The sequence below is a fragment of the Streptococcus mitis genome (assembly GCF_003944325.1).
GTDB classification, from domain to species: Bacteria; Bacillota; Bacilli; order Lactobacillales; family Streptococcaceae; genus Streptococcus; species Streptococcus mitis_CW.
Genome location: NZ_RJPX01000006.1, coordinates 57,042 through 75,666 on the forward strand (window position 1 = coordinate 57,042; position 18,625 = coordinate 75,666).

Genomic DNA, 18,625 nt, shown 5'->3' on the forward strand with positions numbered 1-18,625 from the left:
TTATTTTTCAACAATTTTATGTCCAATCAACTGGCGGTAACAAATTTGTTTATTGTTTTTGTTATCATTAATAATCTGGAGGATAGTTTCAAGAGAAACACGACCAAGTTCTAGGCTATTGATATCAACATAGGCTGCCAAGTTGAGCTTGGGATTGACCGAGTCAAAGCTGAGAACAGGGACATTCAGCTGGTGTTTTGTAATATAATCACAGACTCCTTCAGCTAGGAGACTATCGGTTGTAATGATAGCATCAATCTGCGGGTCATGCTGAAAGAGGAGTTGGCTAAACTGATATCCTTTTTCCTCTAGAAATTCATTTGCAAAGTAGGTCAGATTGTCATCAATAGGCAGTTGGTATTGCTTAAGCGCGGATTCGTAACCAGTTAGACGGTCTTGTGTAACGAAGAGTTTCTTAGAACCTCCGATAAAGGCAATTCGTTTGCAGCCTTTTTTGATGAAATATTCGGTTGCATCCAAACCAGCTTGGACATTGTCATTATCGACAAGAGGGATAAAGGGTGAAATGGATTTTCCTAGAATGAGGAAGGGGAACTGCTCATCAGCGACCAGTTTGACCAAGGGATCCTCCTCTTCGGCATAAAGGAAAATCAAACCATCCACACGTTTACCGTAAACCATCTGTGAAATAGCTTTAAGACGCTCTTTGGCATCTTTACCTGTTGCAATCTGAATGGCGTAGTGGTTTTCAGAGGCGACTTGGGCAATACCACGGAGGACAGATGGAAAGAAAGGATTTTGATAGAAGGCATCTGAGTCGTCAGGAAGCACCAAGCCGATAACTTGAGTATAGCTACTTACCAAACTACGAGCGTTGAGGTTGGGGTGGTAATTGAGCTCCTTCATAGCCTTGCGAACGCGTTTTTTTGTTTCGTCGCTAATGGTTGATTTGTTTTGAATAACACGGGTTACGGTTGAAGGTGAAACACCAGCAGCCTTGGCCACATCTTTAATCGTAACGGGCATAAAAATCTCCTATTTATGGTAATCTGGATCACGGAAATGTGTTTTATAAAAAATAGTGACCAGATATAGAACAAAAAGAATGTTTTGTACAGTGATGAGGGTTGTCATATTTTGACCAAATAATCCCAAAATAAGCGTAATCAGAGTTGGCAATCCTAAACAGTTCAAGATAAAATGGTAGCACTCTTTAAAGGTCCTAAATGAAAAGAGGCGTGATTTCTTAGTGATATAAAGGAGAAGACTAGCTCCTAGAGAGATGATAAAGAAATTCAAACCAAAGAGGAAGCTGGCACCGAGAACTAGGAAGAGACTGATATAAACACGATTCTGCTGGTACCAGTCTTTAGAAATTGCTTGGGTCAAGCTGTTCTTGCTTTTGAAACTCTCAGTCTGAATGGCTTGGTAAGAAATGCGGGTCAGTTCTTTACTTTCCTTGCTGATGACCAGTTCTTTTGTATCGAAATGTAGTTGCAAGTCCTTCGGTAACTCCTTGCTTTGACTTGGACCAATCACAAGAGAAGGCGCTTGACTAGCTGTTCCTGTATAAGTTAACTTACCATCAACAATTCTAGCATGTTCAGAGAGATTCTGAACCACCTCATCTGTTAATGGTTCATAGACATTATCGATAAAGGTTTCTAGCGGATAAGTCTCTTGGGAGCTGTTTTGGATGGCAATGGGTACCATAGACAAGCTGATAAGGAAGATACTGGTAAAGAGTAGTTGAAACCAGTTGAGTCCGAAACGTTTGGACAGGGGCTTACGAAATCCCCAAATACTTGAAAAATATGAAAATGGATATGGAAGCATTTGTATCTTTCTAAAAGGTGTTTTCTATATGAGTATTATTATATAGAGAAATGTGCTTTATTTCAAGTCTAGGGGGTAAATTGCTTGTTGTTAGTATATATTTTGTAACAATAAGAAAAGGGTGGCGGGGATAGATTATCCCTTGTCGCCACCACTTGTAAGTCCTGAAACAAAGTTCTTTTGTAGGAAGAAGAAGAGAATACAGATTGGAAGGGCGATGAGGATAGCACCTGCTGAGAAGTAGGCAATCTTCATGTTTTTCACATTGTTAACGAAGGTTTGGAGACCAACGGCAACAGTAAAGTATTCTTTCTCACGAAGCAAGAAACTAGAGAGGATATAGTCTCCGAAAGGTCCCATGAAGGCCCAGAGAGCTTGAACAGCAATCATTGGGCGAACAAGTGGAAGAACAATTTGCCAGAAGCGGCGGAAGTGTCCTGCACCGTCTAGTTTTGCGGATTCATCTAGAGACATTGGGACTGTATCGAAGTAACCTTTCATCAACCAAGCATTCATCGGGATACCTCCACCAACGTAGAGGAAGATGAGGAACCAGCTGTGGTTAAGGGCGTTCAACATAAGTGCCATAACGAAGAAGGCTGTCAAAGCGGCCATGGTTGGCACCATTTGGATAATCAAGAAGAAGACCAAACTTTGTTTACGAGCCAAGAAGTTGTAACGACTATAGGCATAACCAGCAAGTACGATGATACTTGTTTGAACAGCCATGGTAATCAAGGCGATAATCAAAGTGTTGAGGTACCAAGTACCGTACAAGGTTTCAGAGAAGAGGCCTTGGAAGTTAGCAAAACTAAAGTCGACGTTGCTGTCTAGTTTAAAGGCTACTACGTTACCAGTCTTGAAGGCTGACATGATAGTAATCAAAAGTGGATAGATAATTACGATTGAAAGGCCAACCAAGTAGAGGTAAGTAAGGGTTTGAGTCAGTCTACGTTTGAGTTTGATTGAGTTATTCATCTTAGACGTCCTCCATATCAAATGCGTGTAGTTTCTTGAATGCGATCATAGAGATTGAGATGACAATGATAGAGATAATCAAGGTAACAGCTGCCGCCATAGAGTATTGAGGAGATGTACCTGTTGTAAGACGGTAGATCCATGAGATCAAGATATCGGTTGAACCAGCTCCACCACCGACACTACCAGGTCCTCCAGCATTAAAGAGGTACATGATAGAGAAGTTGTTAAAGTTGAAGGTGTATTGGCTAATCAAAGTAGGTGCCGCAACGGCCAAGATCATTGGGAAAGTGATGTTGCGGAATTTTTGCCAAGCATTGGCACCGTCAATATAAGCTGCTTCGTAAAGGTCGTTAGGAATAGATTGTAAGATGCCCAAAGTCAAAACGTAGATGTATGGGAATCCAAGCCAACCTTGCATCATAATCAAGGCAATCTTAGTCCAAGTTGGGTCTGTTTTCCAAGGAATAAGAGCACCATCAAGGAAAGGAAGGAATTTAGCCAAGATTGGCAATACTTGAGTGTTGATAGCTCCGACACTATCGTTAAACATGTTTGAGAATGTCAAGATAGTGATGAAGGCTGGGACAGCCCAAGGAAGAAGGAAAATAACACCAAAGATACGTTTTCCTTTGATAAATGGTTGGTTGGCAATGATAGCTGTGAAGATACCGATGACGATCTGTAAAGTTGAGGCAGCCAAAGCCCAGATGATGGTCCAAGAAAGAACGGCACCAAAGGCAGAACGGAAGGTACTCAAACTCCAGATGTTCGTAAAGTTGGTCAAACCAACCCAGTCCAACAATTTGTTTGGTGGCAAGTGTTGGAAGTCGTAGTTGGTAAAGGCAATCATCAAGGTTACGATAACTGGAAAGATAATCGCAAAAGTCATGGCAATATAAGATGGAATGATCAAGAGGTAAGGGAAGCCATTTTCATAGATTCCTTTGATCATATCTTTTAGCGTAAGTGGTACTGGAATTCCATTGTTAATACGTTTTGCGATTGTATGTGCATCTTTAATATTTGAGAAATAAAAGAGCACATAAACGACTACAAAGATTAAATGGAAGGCACCACGAATCAGCATAAAGAGTGAATTGTCACGACCTGGCTTGTCACCAAGAGTGATGAGATTGCTTAATTCAGGGGCTGCAAGTGCTAGGAAATAAAGGACAAATACGATGGTTACACCAAGGAAGATAAAACCTTTGGCTTTTTGTTTATTGTAAATCTGTCCTAACCCAGGAATGATAGACAGCAGGGCTGCTTTACTAGGTTGTTGCTTTTCCATAATAACTCCTTTCATAGGATACTGGTTTCTAATCAAAACCTAAACTATATATGTTTTTCTATTGATAAATTCAAAGGGGGATTTGAATTCCACCCCCCTTGAACAAATTTTTTATTCACCAAATTTTTGTTTGATTGTTTCTTTAATCAATGTTACAGCATCGTTAGCAGCTGTTTTAGCGTCTTTCTTACCGCTTACAGAGTCAAAGAGCATGTTAGCAGCTGGTTCCCAAACTGCAGACATTTGAGAGATGTTTGGCATTGGTTGAGCGTTCTTGAACTGTTTGATAACAGCTGTTGTCAACTCATCGTTTTTACCTTCAGCGTATGAACGAGCTTCAGTGTTAGCTGGGATTTCGTTAGTTTTATCGTAGAAGGCTTTTTGTTGTTCAGTTGAAACAAGGAAGTCTACAAATTTTTGTGCTCCTTCAAGGTTCTTAGTGCTTGATGGGATGATCCAAGCTTTACCACCACCGAATGCTGCGTAGTCTTTTCCGTTTGGAAGAGTTGGGATAGTTGCAACACCGTAGTTTACTTTAGCATCTTTGAAGGCTTGAGCTTTCCAAGGTCCATCGATAATAGCAGCTGTTTTACCTTCTTGGAATTGAGTTTGGATTAAGTTTCCAGCAGCTGTACCATCTTGCATACCTTTAGGCCATTTTTCGTACCAAGATTTAGCATAGTTGATACCTGCGATAGAACCGTCGTTTGCAAGACCGATGTCTTTAGCGTCTTTACCGTTTTGTCCGAATACGTAAGCACCGTTACCAGCAAGAAGTCCGTATGCAAAGTAGAAGTTTGTCCAGTCAGCTAGGAAAGCAGAAGTTTTTCCATCTTCTCCAGCGAATGCGTATTTGCTATCTTTAGCAAGGTTTTCTAAGTCAGCAAAAGTTTTTGGAGCTTCTTTTACCAAGTCTTTGTTGTAGTACATAACAAGTGACTCGATAACGGCAGGAGCACCGTAAACTTTACCGTCAGCAGCTGTTACAAGAGATTTAGTTTTATCATCTGTTTTAGCGCCGTCGCTCAATTTAACTTCTGAAAGTTGTCCGTCAGTACCAAGACTACCTACACGGTCGTATGGTGCCATCATAACGTCAGCAGCTTGACCTGATTGGTTGTCAAGAGAAAGTTTGTCAAGACCACCAAGTTGGTCACCAGATTTAATGTTAACTTTTGTTCCTGACTCTTTTTCGTAAGCTTTAGCAACTGTTTCAGCGAAAGCTTTGTATTGGTCTTCAACGTAAAGAGTGATTTCTTTCCCTGCAGATGAACCAGCATCAGCAGCTTTTTCAGCAGGTTTGCTTCCACAAGCTACCAAAAGCAAGCTAGCAAGTGTAACAGTTCCAAGCACAGCAGCGCTCTTCATGAATTTAGATGACATAGTGTATTCCTCCTAAAGAATAACAAATTTTATAATGAGGAAACGCAAACGTTTTCCTTTATGGGACTAGTATAACACAAATAGAAAACGGTTGCAAGCGTTTTTTTGAAAAAATTTTAAAAAATTTGACAGAAAAGTAAACGCTTAAACGGAATATAATAGAAGAAAGATTATAAAATGTTTTTCCCCTTATGCATAATTCAAATAGAGAGAAAACGATTGCTTGATTTAGATATGGGAAATAGGCTCAATGTGTTTCGAGATGGAATAAGAGAAGTTTTCTATAAGGTTTTATTTTTTTATAAAGAATATATATACAAGCATGAAGAAAAACCCTTAAAAAAATAATCAAAAAAGTTTTTTAAAACCGCTTGCATTTATCAAAAAAATGAGATATACTAATAATAGCGCAAACGTTTGCGTTCGTAAAAATGTAATATCTAACTATAAACACATGAGGTGCTTATTATGAAAAAACGTCAAAGTGGTGTGTTGATGCACATTTCCTCTCTTCCAGGAGTATACGGAATCGGATCATTTGGTAAAAGTGCTTACGACTTCGTTGATTTCTTGGTTCGTACAAAACAACGTTACTGGCAAATCCTTCCATTAGGAACAACTAGTTACGGAGATTCTCCTTACCAGTCTTTCTCAGCCTTCGCAGGAAACACTCATTTTATCGATTTGGATATCTTGGTGGAACAAGGCTTGTTGCAAGCAAGTGACCTTGAAGGAGTTGACTTTGGTAGCGATGCGTCTGAAGTTGACTATGCTAAAATCTACTATGCACGTCGTCCTCTTTTAGAAAAAGCGGTAAAACGTTTCTTGGAAGTAGGAGATGTTAAAGATTTTGAGAAATTTGCTCAAGACAACCAATCATGGCTTGAACTCTTTGCAGAGTATATGGCTATTAAAGAGCATTTTGACAATCTTGCTTGGACAGAATGGCCAGATGCAGATGCTCGTGCTCGTAAAGCTTCAGCACTTGAAAGCTACCGTGAGCAATTGGCAGACAAGTTGCTTTACCACCGTGTGACTCAATACTTCTTCTTCCAACAATGGTTGAAATTGAAAGCCTACGCTAACGATAACCATATTGAAATCGTTGGGGACATGCCAATCTACGTAGCGGAAGATTCAAGCGATATGTGGGCAAATCCACATCTCTTCAAGACAGATGTCAACGGTAAGGCGACTTGCATCGCAGGATGCCCACCAGATGAGTTTTCTGCAACTGGTCAGCTTTGGGGTAACCCAATCTATGACTGGGAAGCAATGGACAAAGACGGCTACAAATGGTGGATTGAACGCTTGCGTGAAAGCTTCAAAATCTACGATATCGTTCGTATCGACCACTTCCGTGGCTTCGAATCTTACTGGGAAATCCCTGCTGGTTCCGATACAGCAGCACCTGGTGAGTGGGTCAAAGGTCCTGGCTACAAGCTTTTTGCAGCTGTTAAGGAAGAACTTGGTGAGTTAAACATCATCGCTGAAGACCTTGGTTTCATGACAGACGAAGTTATCGAATTGCGTGAACGTACTGGCTTCCCAGGAATGAAGATTCTTCAATTTGCCTTCAACCCAGAAGACGAAAGTATCGATAGCCCACACTTGGCACCTGCTAACTCAGTTATGTATACAGGAACTCACGATAACAATACGGTCCTTGGTTGGTACCGTAACGAGATCGATGATGCAACTCGTGAGTACATGGCTCGTTACACGAACCGTAAAGAATACGAAACAGTGCCACACGCTATGCTTCGTACAGTCTTTTCATCAGTTAGCTTCATGGCAATTGCCACTATGCAAGATTTGCTAGAATTGGATGAGGCAGCTCGTATGAACTTCCCATCTACCCTTGGTGGAAACTGGTCTTGGCGTATGACTGAAGATCAATTGACACCAGCTGTCGAAGAAACTTTGCTTGACTTGACTACAATTTATCGCCGAATCAATGAAAATTTGGTAGAATTAAAGAAATAATACAATATCAGGAGACACCTTAAACATGTTATCACTACAAGAATTTGTACAAAATCGTTACAATAAAACCATTGCAGAATGTAGCAATGAAGAGCTTTACCTTGCTCTTCTTAACTACAGCAAGCTTGCAAGTAGCAAAAAACCAGTTAATACTGGTAAGAAAAAAGTTTACTACATCTCAGCTGAGTTCTTGATTGGTAAACTCTTGTCAAACAACTTGATTAACCTTGGTCTTTACGACGATGTTAAAAAAGAACTTGCAGCTGCAGGTAAAGACTTGATCGAAGTTGAAGAAGTTGAATTGGAACCATCCCTTGGTAATGGTGGTTTGGGACGTTTGGCTGCCTGCTTTATCGACTCAATTTCTACTCTTGGATTGAACGGTGATGGTGTTGGTTTGAACTACCACTACGGTCTTTTTCAACAAGTTCTTAAAAACAACCAACAAGAAACAATTCCAAATGCATGGTTGACAGAGCAAAACTGGTTGGTTCGCTCAAGCCGTAGCTACCAAGTACCATTTGCACACTTTACATTGACATCAACTCTTTACGATATCGATGTACCTGGTTACAAGACAGAAACGAAGAACCGCTTGCGTTTGTTTGACTTGGATTCAGTTGATTCTTCTATTATTAAAGATGGTATCAACTTTGACAAGACAGATATCGCTCGCAACTTGACTCTCTTCCTTTACCCAGATGATAGTGACCGTCAAGGTGAATTGCTCCGTATTTTCCAACAATACTTCATGGTTTCAAACGGTGCGCAATTGATCATCGAAGAAGCAATCGAAAAAGGAAGCAACTTGCATGACCTTGCTGACTACGCAGTTGTCCAAATCAACGATACTCACCCATCAATGGTTATTCCTGAGTTGATCCGTCTTTTGACTGCTCGTGGTATCGAACTTGACGAAGCAATCTCAATCGTTCGCAGCATGACTGCCTACACTAACCACACAATCCTTGCTGAAGCCCTTGAAAAATGGCCTCTTGAATTCTTGCAAGAAGTGGTTCCTCACTTGGTACCAATCATCGAAGAATTGGACCGTCGCGTGAAAGCAGAAGTGAAAGATCCAGCTGTTCAAATTATCGATGAGAGCGGACGTGTTCACATGGCTCACATGGATATCCACTACGGATACAGCGTTAACGGGGTAGCAGCACTCCATACTGAAATCTTGAAGAACTCTGAGTTGAAAGCCTTCTACGACCTTTACCCAGAAAAATTCAACAACAAAACAAACGGTATCACTTTCCGTCGTTGGCTCATGCATGCTAACCCAAGCTTGTCTCACTATTTGGATGAGATTATTGGACGTGGTTGGCACCATGAAGCTGATGAGCTTGAAAAACTTTTGTCATTCGAAGATAAAGCAGCCCTTAAAGCTAAACTTGAAGATATCAAGGCTCACAACAAACGTAAATTGGCTCGTCACTTGAAAGAACACCAAGGTGTGGAAATCAATCCAAACTCTATCTTTGATATCCAAATCAAACGTCTTCACGAGTACAAACGCCAACAAATGAACGCTTTGTACGTAATCCACAAATACCTTGACATCAAAGCTGGTAACATCCCTGCTCGCCCAATCACAATCTTCTTTGGTGGTAAAGCAGCTCCAGCCTACACAATCGCTCAAGACATCATCCACTTGATCCTTTGCATGTCAGAAGTTATTGCTAACGATCCAGCAGTAGCTCCACACTTGCAAGTTGTTATGGTTGAAAACTACAACGTTACTGCAGCAAGCTTCCTTATCCCAGCATGTGATATCTCAGAACAAATCTCACTTGCTTCTAAAGAAGCTTCAGGTACTGGTAACATGAAATTCATGTTGAACGGAGCTTTGACTCTTGGTACTATGGACGGAGCTAACGTGGAAATCGCTGAGTTGGTTGGAGACGAAAATATCTACATCTTTGGTGAAGATTCAGAAACTGTTATCGACCTTTACGCAAAAGCAGCTTACAAATCAAGCGAATTCTACGCTCGTCAAGCTATCAAACCATTGGTTGACTTCATCGTTAGCGATGCAGTTCTTGCAGCTGGAAACAAAGAGCGCTTGGAACGTCTTTACAATGAATTGATCAACAAAGACTGGTTCATGACTCTTCTTGACTTAGAAGACTACATCAAAGTGAAAGAGCAAATGCTTGCTGACTATGAAGACCGTGACGCATGGTTGGATAAAGTCATCGTTAACATTTCTAAAGCAGGATTCTTCTCTTCTGACCGTACAATCGCTCAGTATAACGAAGATATTTGGCACTTGAACTAATACTCTTCGAAAATCTCTTCAAACCACGTCAGCGTTGCTTGCCGTAGATATGGTTACTGACTTCGTCAGTTCTATCCACAACCTCAAAACACTGTTTTGAGCAACCTGCGGCTAGCTTCCTAGTTTGCTCTTTGATTTTCATTGAGTATAAGATACAAATTCATACTAATACATTTTGTAAAAAAGCGAGTTTCGATTGAAATTCGCTTTTTTGAATGATGTGAATTTTGGTCAATCCTGTAAAAATAGAGAAATCATAGATACAGTAAAGGCTTAGAAATGCTGGTTTTTACTGTCTTTCAGCTTCAAAATCTACTTAAAAATCACCTCAAATTTCTTGTATTCGCTTACACAAAGTATTATAATATGATTGTAGGAAAGAAGGTGTTTTTATGTGGAAAAAATATTTTTCAAAATATAGATGGACGGATTTATTTTGGATTTTATTTGTTATTTTGACCTGCCTCTATATAGGTAACCATGATTTGTTTCCTCTCAATCATCAAGAAATCTCGCTTCGAGGGAGTTTCTGGGGATTTGTACTTGCCTTATATCAATTGCTATTTATTGATAAGTTTGTTATCTCGAATCGAAAATAAAGTTTAGGGTTATGCTTAGCTGTGTACCTTTAGGATTTATTTTGGAGGAAGATTTTGTCTCTGTTATTTATTATTTTAAATTTATCTATTTTGTACAAGATCTATTCTTTGAGGCGGGAGAAATCGAAATACTTGATTTATACGACCTATATCATATTTGGGGTAAATGTAATATATGGTATTCAATGGCTATTAAAAGAACTGATTTCAAATATTTTCACTTAATATGTATGGAAACTCCAGCGATTTTTGCATAACAAAACGCATAAGATTAAGGTTTTTGTGTACTGACCCCAAAAAGTTAGACAATTAATTTATCCGAAGGATTTAGTTCTGTATTGCACAGGACTGAGTTCTTTTAGTTTTACCTTAATTAGTTTATTGTTGTAGTAATCAATATAGTCTACAATAGCTTGTTCCAATTGCTTAAGCGACTGGAACGACTTCTCATAACCGTAAAACATTTCTGATTTCAGAATCCCAAAGAAAGACTCCATCATACCATTGTCTGGGCTGTTACCCTTACGTGACATGGATGCTTGAATTCCCTTACCCTCAAGAAACTGATGATAAGAATCATGCTGGTATTGCCAACCTTGGTCACTATGGAGAATCGTATTCTCGTAGTGCTTCTCTGTGAATGCCTGTTCCAACATTGTTTTTACTTGTTCTAAGTTGGGTGAAGTTGAAAGATTATAGGCGATAATTTCGCTATTAAAGCCATCTAAAACTGGTGATAAGTAAAGCTTTTGAGTACTTGCTGGAATGGAAAATTCTGTCACATCTGTGTAGCACTTTTCCATTGTTTTAGAGCCTTCAAATTGACGTTGAATGAGATTCTCTGTCTTCTTGCCAACATCTCCTTTATGAGAAGAATATTTTCGTTTCTGTCGTATTTTAGCTTGTAAATTGACTACTTTCATCAAGCGTTGAACTCTTTTATGATTTACCAGATAACCACGATTTCTTAGTTCTAAATGAACCCGACGATAACCATAATTTCCCTTGTGTTCGATAAAAATGGATTGAATTTCAGCTTTAAGCTCTTGGTCCTTATCTGGTTTGTCTAGTTGTTTCAAGTGATAGTAGTAGGTCGAACGAGCTAGTTTAATGGCTTTTAGAAGAATATCTAACGAAAACTCAGTAACTAATTCTTGAACAATTTCTGTCTTTCTTCTTTCTCTTTTTCCTCCTTCAATCGGAGTTCTCTTAACTTTTTTAGGATAGCATTCTCCGCTCTCAGGTACTCATTTTCTGCTTGAAGACGTTCTAATTCTGTCCTCTCTTCAGGTCTCTTTTGTGGCTTACGTCCCATTTTAGGTACTCTCCCTCTTGTTTTCTCAACAATAGTATACCCGTTTTTCTTGTATTGTGCTAGCCAATTAAGAAGTATCGTACGACTTGGGAGGCCGTATTCAAGAGAAACTCTATTTTTAGTCCAGCCTTCATGTAAGACTTTATTAATCATTTCTCGTTTTAAATCAGGAGAATAGTAACGATTTTTTCCTTTTTTGACGAACTCTATTCCGTAACGATCAANCAATTTAATCATGTACCTAATATTAGAATTGTTTATCCCAAATTTATTTCAAAGCTTCTCTAAGCTATATCCTTGTTTTCTAAGTTCATAGATCTGAACTTTATCATCATGAGTTAATTTCATAATAAAAACACCCCAAAAGTTAGATTTTTTCTGTCTAACTTTTGGGGTGCAGTTCATTCACTAAATTACCGTTTTTTTATTTAAATTCTATTAACTACCTATTACTATTAATTACCCTGAGGCCATCGTTTATAAATTGACCCAAAACGTCAAATCCGTCATAAATTCCTTTATAAATAAAGAGTCCTAAAATTATAGATGAAATAATGATACTTGCACAAATAAAATATGTACGGTTTTTTTCATTCATAATATCGATTATCTCCTAAGTTAGTATAGACTAATAGTTCCGTTTTGATTAAATGGGACTCTATAATAAGATGTGCCTCCAATAGTACCTCCAAATGTAAATCCAGCTCCTAACAACTCTGCTTTAACTTGAGCTGAACCACTACTATTTATAGCTGCTGTTAAAGTACCATTATAAGCGTACTTTATACTTGTTGTAGGGTATCCATTTGGAGACCAAACATTAACATTTTGCCCTTCAATATATGTGTTTGTAATAGAATCTGTTATTCCTAGGTAATAACCTTGAACTGAGTTAATTTGACGGAAAGAACCCTCATTATATAGCTCAATATTTACACTTAATTGAACTGTAGTTCTAGCAAATGTTGCACTTCTTTTTAATGTATGTGAAGTAACTGTAGCGCGAGAAAGATCTGGGATAAGTTCGATAGTTTCAACAACTTTTCCAGTATCACTATCAAGAACAGTTGCGACTTCTTTGAATCCTGATTTTGAATAGATTACTTCTGGATTAGGGATATTATAATCCTCAACAGTAAATGTTAGTTCATTGAATTTTATGACAAGATTATTATTAGTGTCGGCATTTACAGAAATAGGCAAACAAAATAATGCTAAACAACTAAATAATAGAGTAATTAGTGTTTTTTTCATGACAATCACCTACCATTCTTTCATAACTAAGTTGGATATTAAGAGTTGATAATTATAGTTTGTACATTGGAATCATCTGCTTTCTTATAGGAATATTAATTGAATAAGGCAATTTCTTTTTATTTGTATTCGCTTACATTTTATCATATAATATTATTGTAGTCAAGAAAAATGTGCTATTATGTTAAAAAATATTTTTCAAAATATAAATGGACGGATTTATTTTGGATTCTATTTGTTATTTTAACATGCCTCTTGGCGGGTAATAGTAATCTTTACCCCCTTACCCATCAAGAAATCTCTTATCATGGGTGCTTATTGGGAATTACACTTGCCTTATTTCACTTACTATTTATTGATAAGTTTGTTATCTCGAATCGAAAATAAAGATTAGGGCTATGCTTAACTGTGTACTTTTAGGATTTATTTTGGAGGGAAGATTTTGTCTCTATTATTTATTATTTTAAATTTGTTTATCTTGTACAAGATCTATTCTTTGAGGCGGGAGAAATCGAAATACTTGATTTATACGGCCTATATCATATTTGGGGTAAATGTAATATATGGTATTCAATGGTTATTAAAAGAACAGATTTCAAATATTTCCACTTAATATGTATGGAAACTATAGCAAAACGCATAAGATTAAGGTTTTTGAGTACCTGTTCTTATGCGTTTTTGTAATATTGAAGATTTTCGGTAAGTTTTATACCTTTGGGAAGTCTAGTTTAGAATGCTTTCCCAACCAGAATCTCAGCCTCAATAGTAATCTCTGTCAGTTGGCTCCAGTCAATCTTAGTATGGTCGATATGAAAGAGTAGAGGTGTCATACTGAGTAGGGCTTGGAGCTGATCTGATGTGATAGTCTTAGTCAGAGAGACCGTTTGGTTAGATAGGATGGTAAAGTGTTCTTGGAAATGATTTTTGATCTCTTGGTTGGAATAGTCCTTGTTTGTCAGCTGGTCTTGTACCTTCTGACGGATTTCCTTGAGGTGATTTTCAGTTGGAATAACCTTTATCAAGATACCGTCTTTGGATAAAACACGACGAAATTCTCCATAGTTGGCAGGTGAGAAGATATCAAGCAGGATATCCATGCTAGCGTCTTTTATAGGAAGACGAGCTAAGTCACCAACGAACCAATTGACTGCCCAGTTGGGTTCGCTCTTGGCAGCGATTTGGACTGAATCTTTGGAGATGTCAAAGGCATAGAAGGTTTTGTCAGGATGACTTTCTTGGAGTTGGCGAGAATAGAATCCTTCGCCACAACCGATATCCAAAATTGTTGTGGTAGTTTTTGAGATTGTAAGCAAGTCAGATACAGCATCTAAAATAGCTTGGTAAAAGCCAGCTTCTAGGATTTGTTGACGGTTTTGAAAATTTTCCTTGTCGTAGTTAGCAGATTGCTTGATTTGAGGAGCTAGATTGACATAGCCGAATTTTGCCAGGTCAAAAGAATGGCGATTGTTGCATTTGAGACTGCTCTCTAGCAGAGTCAGATTTTCTCGACAGATAGGGCAGGCAAAGGCAGTCGCAGAAGCAAAACGCTGGAGTTTGGGTTTGAGATTTATATTCATAGTTTAAGTTTATCAAAAGAGGCAAATGAAAGCAACTTTAGGATGATTTGTAATAAAATTAAATGGTAGTATAATTACTTTTCAAACTACCAAAATTAAATTGCTTTTATATACAAATTAATATATAATAATAGCTAGGAGGAAATAAGTATGTTAAAAGAAGTATTGACCGTCGCAAAAGTTGCGAAAAAATCATCACTCTTTTTAGGTGGTGTTGCATTTGGTACCCTTGGTTTGAAAATCTTAGCAAGTAAGGAAGCTAAAAAAGGTTATTCTAAAGCTTTGGCTAAGGCTTACAAATTGAAGGACGAGCTAGATGCGTCTGTTTCTGTTGTGAAGCAACATGGAGACGATGTCTTGCAAGATGCCAAATATTTGTACGAGCAAGAGAAAAAAGAAGAGCAATTAGATAGCCTTATAGGAGAATAATATGTCTTTTAAAGTGCTACATAGAGGATACCAACATATCCGACTATCATCTTCTTTTTCACTCACCTTGGATATTCAAGACTATCTTCGTTCCTTGGCGAGAGATGAAAAGGGGATTGAGTCTATCCAGTTTTACATGGATCAACAGCACTTTACTCTACGTATAAAAGAAGGCTTCTCTGTATTAGACAATGCAGAAGCCTTTTTAAAAAGAATTGATAAAGGAAAAGTTTCTGAGTTGATGACTCTTCCCATTCGTAGAGAAGAGAGTGCTTATTCTATTGTTTCAGGTGCAGCGATTAAGCGTGTGCTTTTTCGTAGTCTTGTACCGTCTCCAATTCGCTATATATGGACTTGTTATCAGGCTTTGGGTTATGTTAGAGAAGCCTATCAAACACTAGCGCGTAAGGAACTAACGATGGAGGTCTTGGACTGTTCGGCGATTTTATTGTCCTTGTTTATGAACCAATCCAAGACGGCTAGCAATATCATGTTTATGCTTGATTTGGGGAATCATTTAGATCAGTGGTCCTTGAAAAAAACTGCAACAGATTTAGAACAAAGCCTTCTTGCAAAAGAAAGCGATGTATTCTTGGTACAGGGCGATACGGTCGTTAGTATCAAGAGTTCCGATGTTCAAATAGGAGATGTCTTGGTCCTATCTCAAGGAAATGAAATTCTGTTTGATGGACAAGTAGTTTCAGGTTTAGGTATGGTCAACGAAAGTTCCTTGACGGGAGAGAGTTTTCCTGTTGAAAAAAGAGAGTTTGATTCGGTTTGTGCAAATACAGTCTTGGAGACGGGAGAGCTACGCATTCGTGTAACCGATAATCAGATGAACAGCCGTATTTTACAACTGATTGAGTTGATGAAGAAATCTGAAGAAAACAAGAAAACGAAACAACGCTATTTCATCAAAATGGCGGACAAGGTCGTCAAATATAATTTCTTGGGGGCTGGGCTGACTTACCTATTAACAGGTTCTTTTTCTAAGGCTATCTCTTTCCTATTGGTCGATTTCTCCTGCGCTTTGAAAATCTCTACTCCTGTAGCTTATTTGACAGCTATCAAGGAGGGGTTGAACCATGAAATGGTGATTAAGGATGGAGATGTTCTGGAGAAATATCTGGAAGTTGATACTTTCTTGTTTGATAAGACGGGAACAATTACAACTAGCTATCCTATAGTTGAAAAGGTGTTACCTTTTGGGGATTATAGCGAGGAAGATATTCTCAGAATCAGTGCCTGTCTTGAGGAACACATCTATCATCCTATTGCTAATGCCATCGTCAAGCAAGCTGAGATAGAGGGGATTGAACATGAGGAAATGCATGGGAAACTCCAATATATCGCAAGTAAGGGGATCAAATCTCATATAGATGGCCAACCAGTTCTTATTGGGAATTATGTCTTGATGCAGGATGAGCAGATTCATATTAGCTCGGAACAAAATGATCTAATTGAAGAGTATAAGAGCCACTACAATCTCTTATTCTTGGCTTATCAGAATGAATTGATTGGAATGTTCTGCATCCATACTCCTTTGAGAAAAGAAGCAAAAGTAGCCTTGGAGAAACTTAAGACTCAAGGGAAAAAATTGATTCTGGCAACAGGGGATACCTTGGTTAGGACAGAGGAATTAGTCAAAGATTTGCCTTTTGATCAGGTCTATACAGACTTGAAACCTGATGGAAAATTTGAGTTAGTAGAGGAACTACAGAAAGCAGGTCACACTATTTTGATGGTTGGGGATGGGTTGAATGACTCAGCGGCTCTAACCCTATCAGATATCGGTGTGGTGATGAATGAGAGTGCAGATATTTCTAAGCAGATGAGTGATATCTTATTGTTAGATAATCGCTTGGATTTCTTCCAAGAGTTGGATTGGCTATCATCATCTTTGCAAACACTCATCAAGAAGAATATTCAAGATACCGTTGTCGTAAATAGTAGTTTGATTGGCTTTGGCTTGTTTAATTGGCTCAGTCCTTCAAATCTCTCTATCTTACATAATCTAACAACCTTACGTATAGTCCTGCGTAGCCTGTCTATTAAGGCTAGATAGATGTGCTTATCAATAACAAAAAGGAGTTACCTTTCTCGAGGTTAACTCCTTTATTTATAGAGAAATGTTGAACAGTTTAGTAAGTCAATACAAAGTATTTTTTCTTCCCACGACGGATAACAGTCAGTTCGTTCTCAAGCTTATCTGCGTCACTCAAGACATAGTCAAGGTCTTGGATACGGTCGCCGTTGACGTAGATAGCTCCGTTTTGGACGTCTTCACGGGCTTGGCGTTTTGAGTTAACCACACCAGCAGAAACGAGCAGTTCTACGATATTGTGGTTTTCGTCTGCTTGTACATGGTAGTTTGGTACACCACGAAGTCCTTGTTTGAGCTCTTTAACAGAAAGGTTTTTGATGTTTCCTGCAAAGAGTTGCTCAGTGATGTTGAGGGCTTCTTTGTAAGCTTCTTCTCCGTGAACAAGTGTAACGACTTCACGAGCCAAGACTTTTTGTGCTAAGCGTTCATGTGGAGCTGCTTCAAATTGTTTGCGGATGTCTTCAATCTCATCAAGTGTCAAGAAAGTAAAGATTTTCAAGAAGCGAACAGCGTCAGCGTCCATAACGTTCATCCAGAATTGGTACATTTCGTATGGAGAAGTCTTTTCAGGATTAAGCCAGACGGCATTTCCTTCTGATTTACCAAATTTCTTACCAGTTGCATCTGTGATAAGCGGAACGGTGATAACGTGTCCAGTTTTGTCAGCCTTACGACGAAGCAATTCGGTACCAGCTGTCATATTTCCCCACTGGTCAGAACCACCGATTTGTAGCGTTACGTTGTGGTCTTGGTTAAGGACGAAGAAGTCGTAACCTTGCATGATTTGGTAGGCAAACTCAGTGTATGAAATTCCTGTTTCAATCCGTTTTTTCACAGACTCCTTACTCATCATGTAGTTGACAGTGAAGTATTTTCCGATATCACGGAGGAAGTCAATGAAGCTGATGCTGCCAAACCAGTCGTAGTTGTTGACCATGACAGCTTTATTTTCCCCATTTTCAAAGTCAAGAAAACGAGAAAGTTGTCCTTGGATAGACTTGACCCAGCCCTCTACTGTGTCTTTTGTTTGGAGACTACGTTCAGCATCTTTGAAGGACGGATCTCCGATGAGACCTGTAGCACCGCCAACGAGCGCATAAGGTTTGTGACCTGCTAGCTGCAAGCGACGACTTGTCAAGATTGCGACAAGGTGGCCTAGGTGAAGGCTGTCAGCAGTTGGATCGTAGCCAGTATAATAAGAAACTTGACCTTCTTCTAGGGCTTTACGCAAAGCTTCTTCATCAGTCGTTTGAAAAATCAAACCACGCTCTTTTAGCTCATCAAAAATGTGCATGTGTCTTTTCTCCTTTTTAAAAATATTGTTTCTATCTATTGTATCACAAACTTGGGCAATAGCCTAGCAGAATAGGGAAGAAAGTGGCTATTTTATTGAAAGCGTAACTTCTCAAAGCAACTTCCACTTGACTTGCCGAAGTGGAAATTAGTCTAAAACGGATTTTTATGGTGGAATTAAGTATGAGACGTTTGAGTTAGAAATGAGGCTCACTATGACAAAACATAAACACCTTACCCTTTCAGACCGTAATGATATCCAACTGGGCTTAGAGCGCGGTGAAACCTTCAAAGCTATTGGACAGTCCATTCTAAAAGACCCAACTACTGTC

The 18,625-nt window shown here is 38.8% G+C and carries 15 protein-coding genes and 1 pseudogene; 7 read left to right on the forward strand and 9 right to left on the reverse strand.

Translation table 11 applies throughout. The features are described from left to right. The 5 genes from D8787_RS03435 to D8787_RS03455 all read right to left on the reverse strand — a co-directional run bounded on the left by D8787_RS03435 (position 1) and on the right by D8787_RS03455 (position 5,452). Entirely contained in the window at positions 1-987 is a 987-nt protein-coding gene (locus D8787_RS03435; RefSeq protein WP_125420775.1) for a LacI family DNA-binding transcriptional regulator, read from the reverse strand. Positions 988-996: 9 nt separating this feature from the next. Further along, a complete protein-coding gene (locus tag D8787_RS03440; RefSeq protein ID WP_125420777.1) occupies positions 997-1,797 on the reverse strand; it encodes a DUF1189 domain-containing protein in 801 nt (266 codons plus the stop codon). A gap of 135 nt (positions 1,798-1,932) precedes the next feature. Further along, positions 1,933-2,775: a sugar ABC transporter permease gene (locus D8787_RS03445; protein ID WP_125420779.1), complete on the reverse strand. Its 843-nt coding sequence runs from the start codon at positions 2,773-2,775 to the stop codon at positions 1,933-1,935. A gap of 1 nt (position 2,776) precedes the next feature. Next, positions 2,777-4,069 (reverse strand): carbohydrate ABC transporter permease, encoded by a 1,293-nt coding sequence (locus D8787_RS03450; RefSeq protein ID WP_042900153.1) that lies wholly within the window; start codon positions 4,067-4,069, stop codon positions 2,777-2,779. A 111-nt stretch (positions 4,070-4,180) separates the two neighbouring features. After that, positions 4,181-5,452 carry an extracellular solute-binding protein gene (locus D8787_RS03455; RefSeq protein ID WP_102211543.1) on the reverse strand — a complete coding sequence of 424 codons (1,272 nt, stop codon included), beginning with the start codon at positions 5,450-5,452 and terminating at the stop codon, positions 4,181-4,183. 468 nt (positions 5,453-5,920) lie between these two features. Between D8787_RS03455 and malQ the strand changes: the two genes are divergently transcribed. The 3 genes from malQ (at position 5,921) to D8787_RS12055 (ending at position 10,321) form a co-directional block, all read left to right on the forward strand. After that, positions 5,921-7,438 carry a 4-alpha-glucanotransferase gene (malQ, locus tag D8787_RS03460; protein WP_125420781.1) on the forward strand — a complete coding sequence of 506 codons (1,518 nt, stop codon included), beginning with the start codon at positions 5,921-5,923 and terminating at the stop codon, positions 7,436-7,438. Between the two features lie 25 nt (positions 7,439-7,463). Continuing rightward, entirely contained in the window at positions 7,464-9,722 is a 2,259-nt protein-coding gene (gene glgP, locus D8787_RS03465) for a glycogen/starch/alpha-glucan family phosphorylase (protein WP_125420783.1), read from the forward strand. Positions 9,723-10,114: 392 nt separating this feature from the next. Further along, positions 10,115-10,321, forward strand: a complete 207-nt coding sequence (locus D8787_RS12055) for a hypothetical protein (protein ID WP_125420785.1) — start codon at positions 10,115-10,117, stop codon at positions 10,319-10,321. A gap of 314 nt (positions 10,322-10,635) precedes the next feature. On the opposite strand, the pseudogene D8787_RS03475 reads toward D8787_RS12055, so the two are convergent. Beyond that, positions 10,636-11,984: pseudogene (locus D8787_RS03475) on the reverse strand (IS3 family transposase). A gap of 270 nt (positions 11,985-12,254) precedes the next feature. Next, the gene (locus tag D8787_RS03480) at positions 12,255-12,890 is read right to left on the reverse strand and encodes a hypothetical protein (protein WP_050492323.1); all 636 of its coding nucleotides are present in this window, start codon (positions 12,888-12,890) and stop codon (positions 12,255-12,257) included. Between the two features lie 171 nt (positions 12,891-13,061). On the opposite strand from D8787_RS03480, the gene D8787_RS11835 reads away from it, so the two are divergent. Further along, positions 13,062-13,277 (forward strand): hypothetical protein, encoded by a 216-nt coding sequence (locus D8787_RS11835; RefSeq protein WP_125420789.1) that lies wholly within the window; start codon positions 13,062-13,064, stop codon positions 13,275-13,277. A 341-nt stretch (positions 13,278-13,618) separates the two neighbouring features. Here D8787_RS11835 and D8787_RS03490 read toward each other — a convergent pair whose 3' ends face one another. Further along, positions 13,619-14,467, reverse strand: coding sequence for a putative RNA methyltransferase (locus D8787_RS03490; RefSeq protein WP_125420791.1), 849 nt, complete (start codon positions 14,465-14,467; stop codon positions 13,619-13,621). 150 nt (positions 14,468-14,617) lie between these two features. On the opposite strand from D8787_RS03490, the gene D8787_RS03495 reads away from it, so the two are divergent. Next, on the forward strand, positions 14,618-14,896 hold the full coding sequence (locus tag D8787_RS03495) for a DUF6110 family protein (RefSeq protein ID WP_000910909.1): 279 nt from the start codon (positions 14,618-14,620) through the stop codon (positions 14,894-14,896). Between the two features lies 1 nt (position 14,897). Beyond that, the gene (locus D8787_RS03500; protein WP_125420793.1) at positions 14,898-16,961 is read left to right on the forward strand and encodes a heavy metal translocating P-type ATPase; all 2,064 of its coding nucleotides are present in this window, start codon (positions 14,898-14,900) and stop codon (positions 16,959-16,961) included. Positions 16,962-17,037: 76 nt separating this feature from the next. Here D8787_RS03500 and tyrS read toward each other — a convergent pair whose 3' ends face one another. After that, a complete protein-coding gene (gene tyrS, locus D8787_RS03505; protein ID WP_125420795.1) occupies positions 17,038-18,294 on the reverse strand; it encodes a tyrosine--tRNA ligase in 1,257 nt (418 codons plus the stop codon). A 214-nt stretch (positions 18,295-18,508) separates the two neighbouring features. Between tyrS and D8787_RS03510 the strand changes: the two genes are divergently transcribed. Next, the coding region (locus D8787_RS03510; RefSeq protein WP_142999759.1) for a helix-turn-helix domain-containing protein at positions 18,509-18,625 on the forward strand (117 nt) is incomplete at its 3' end.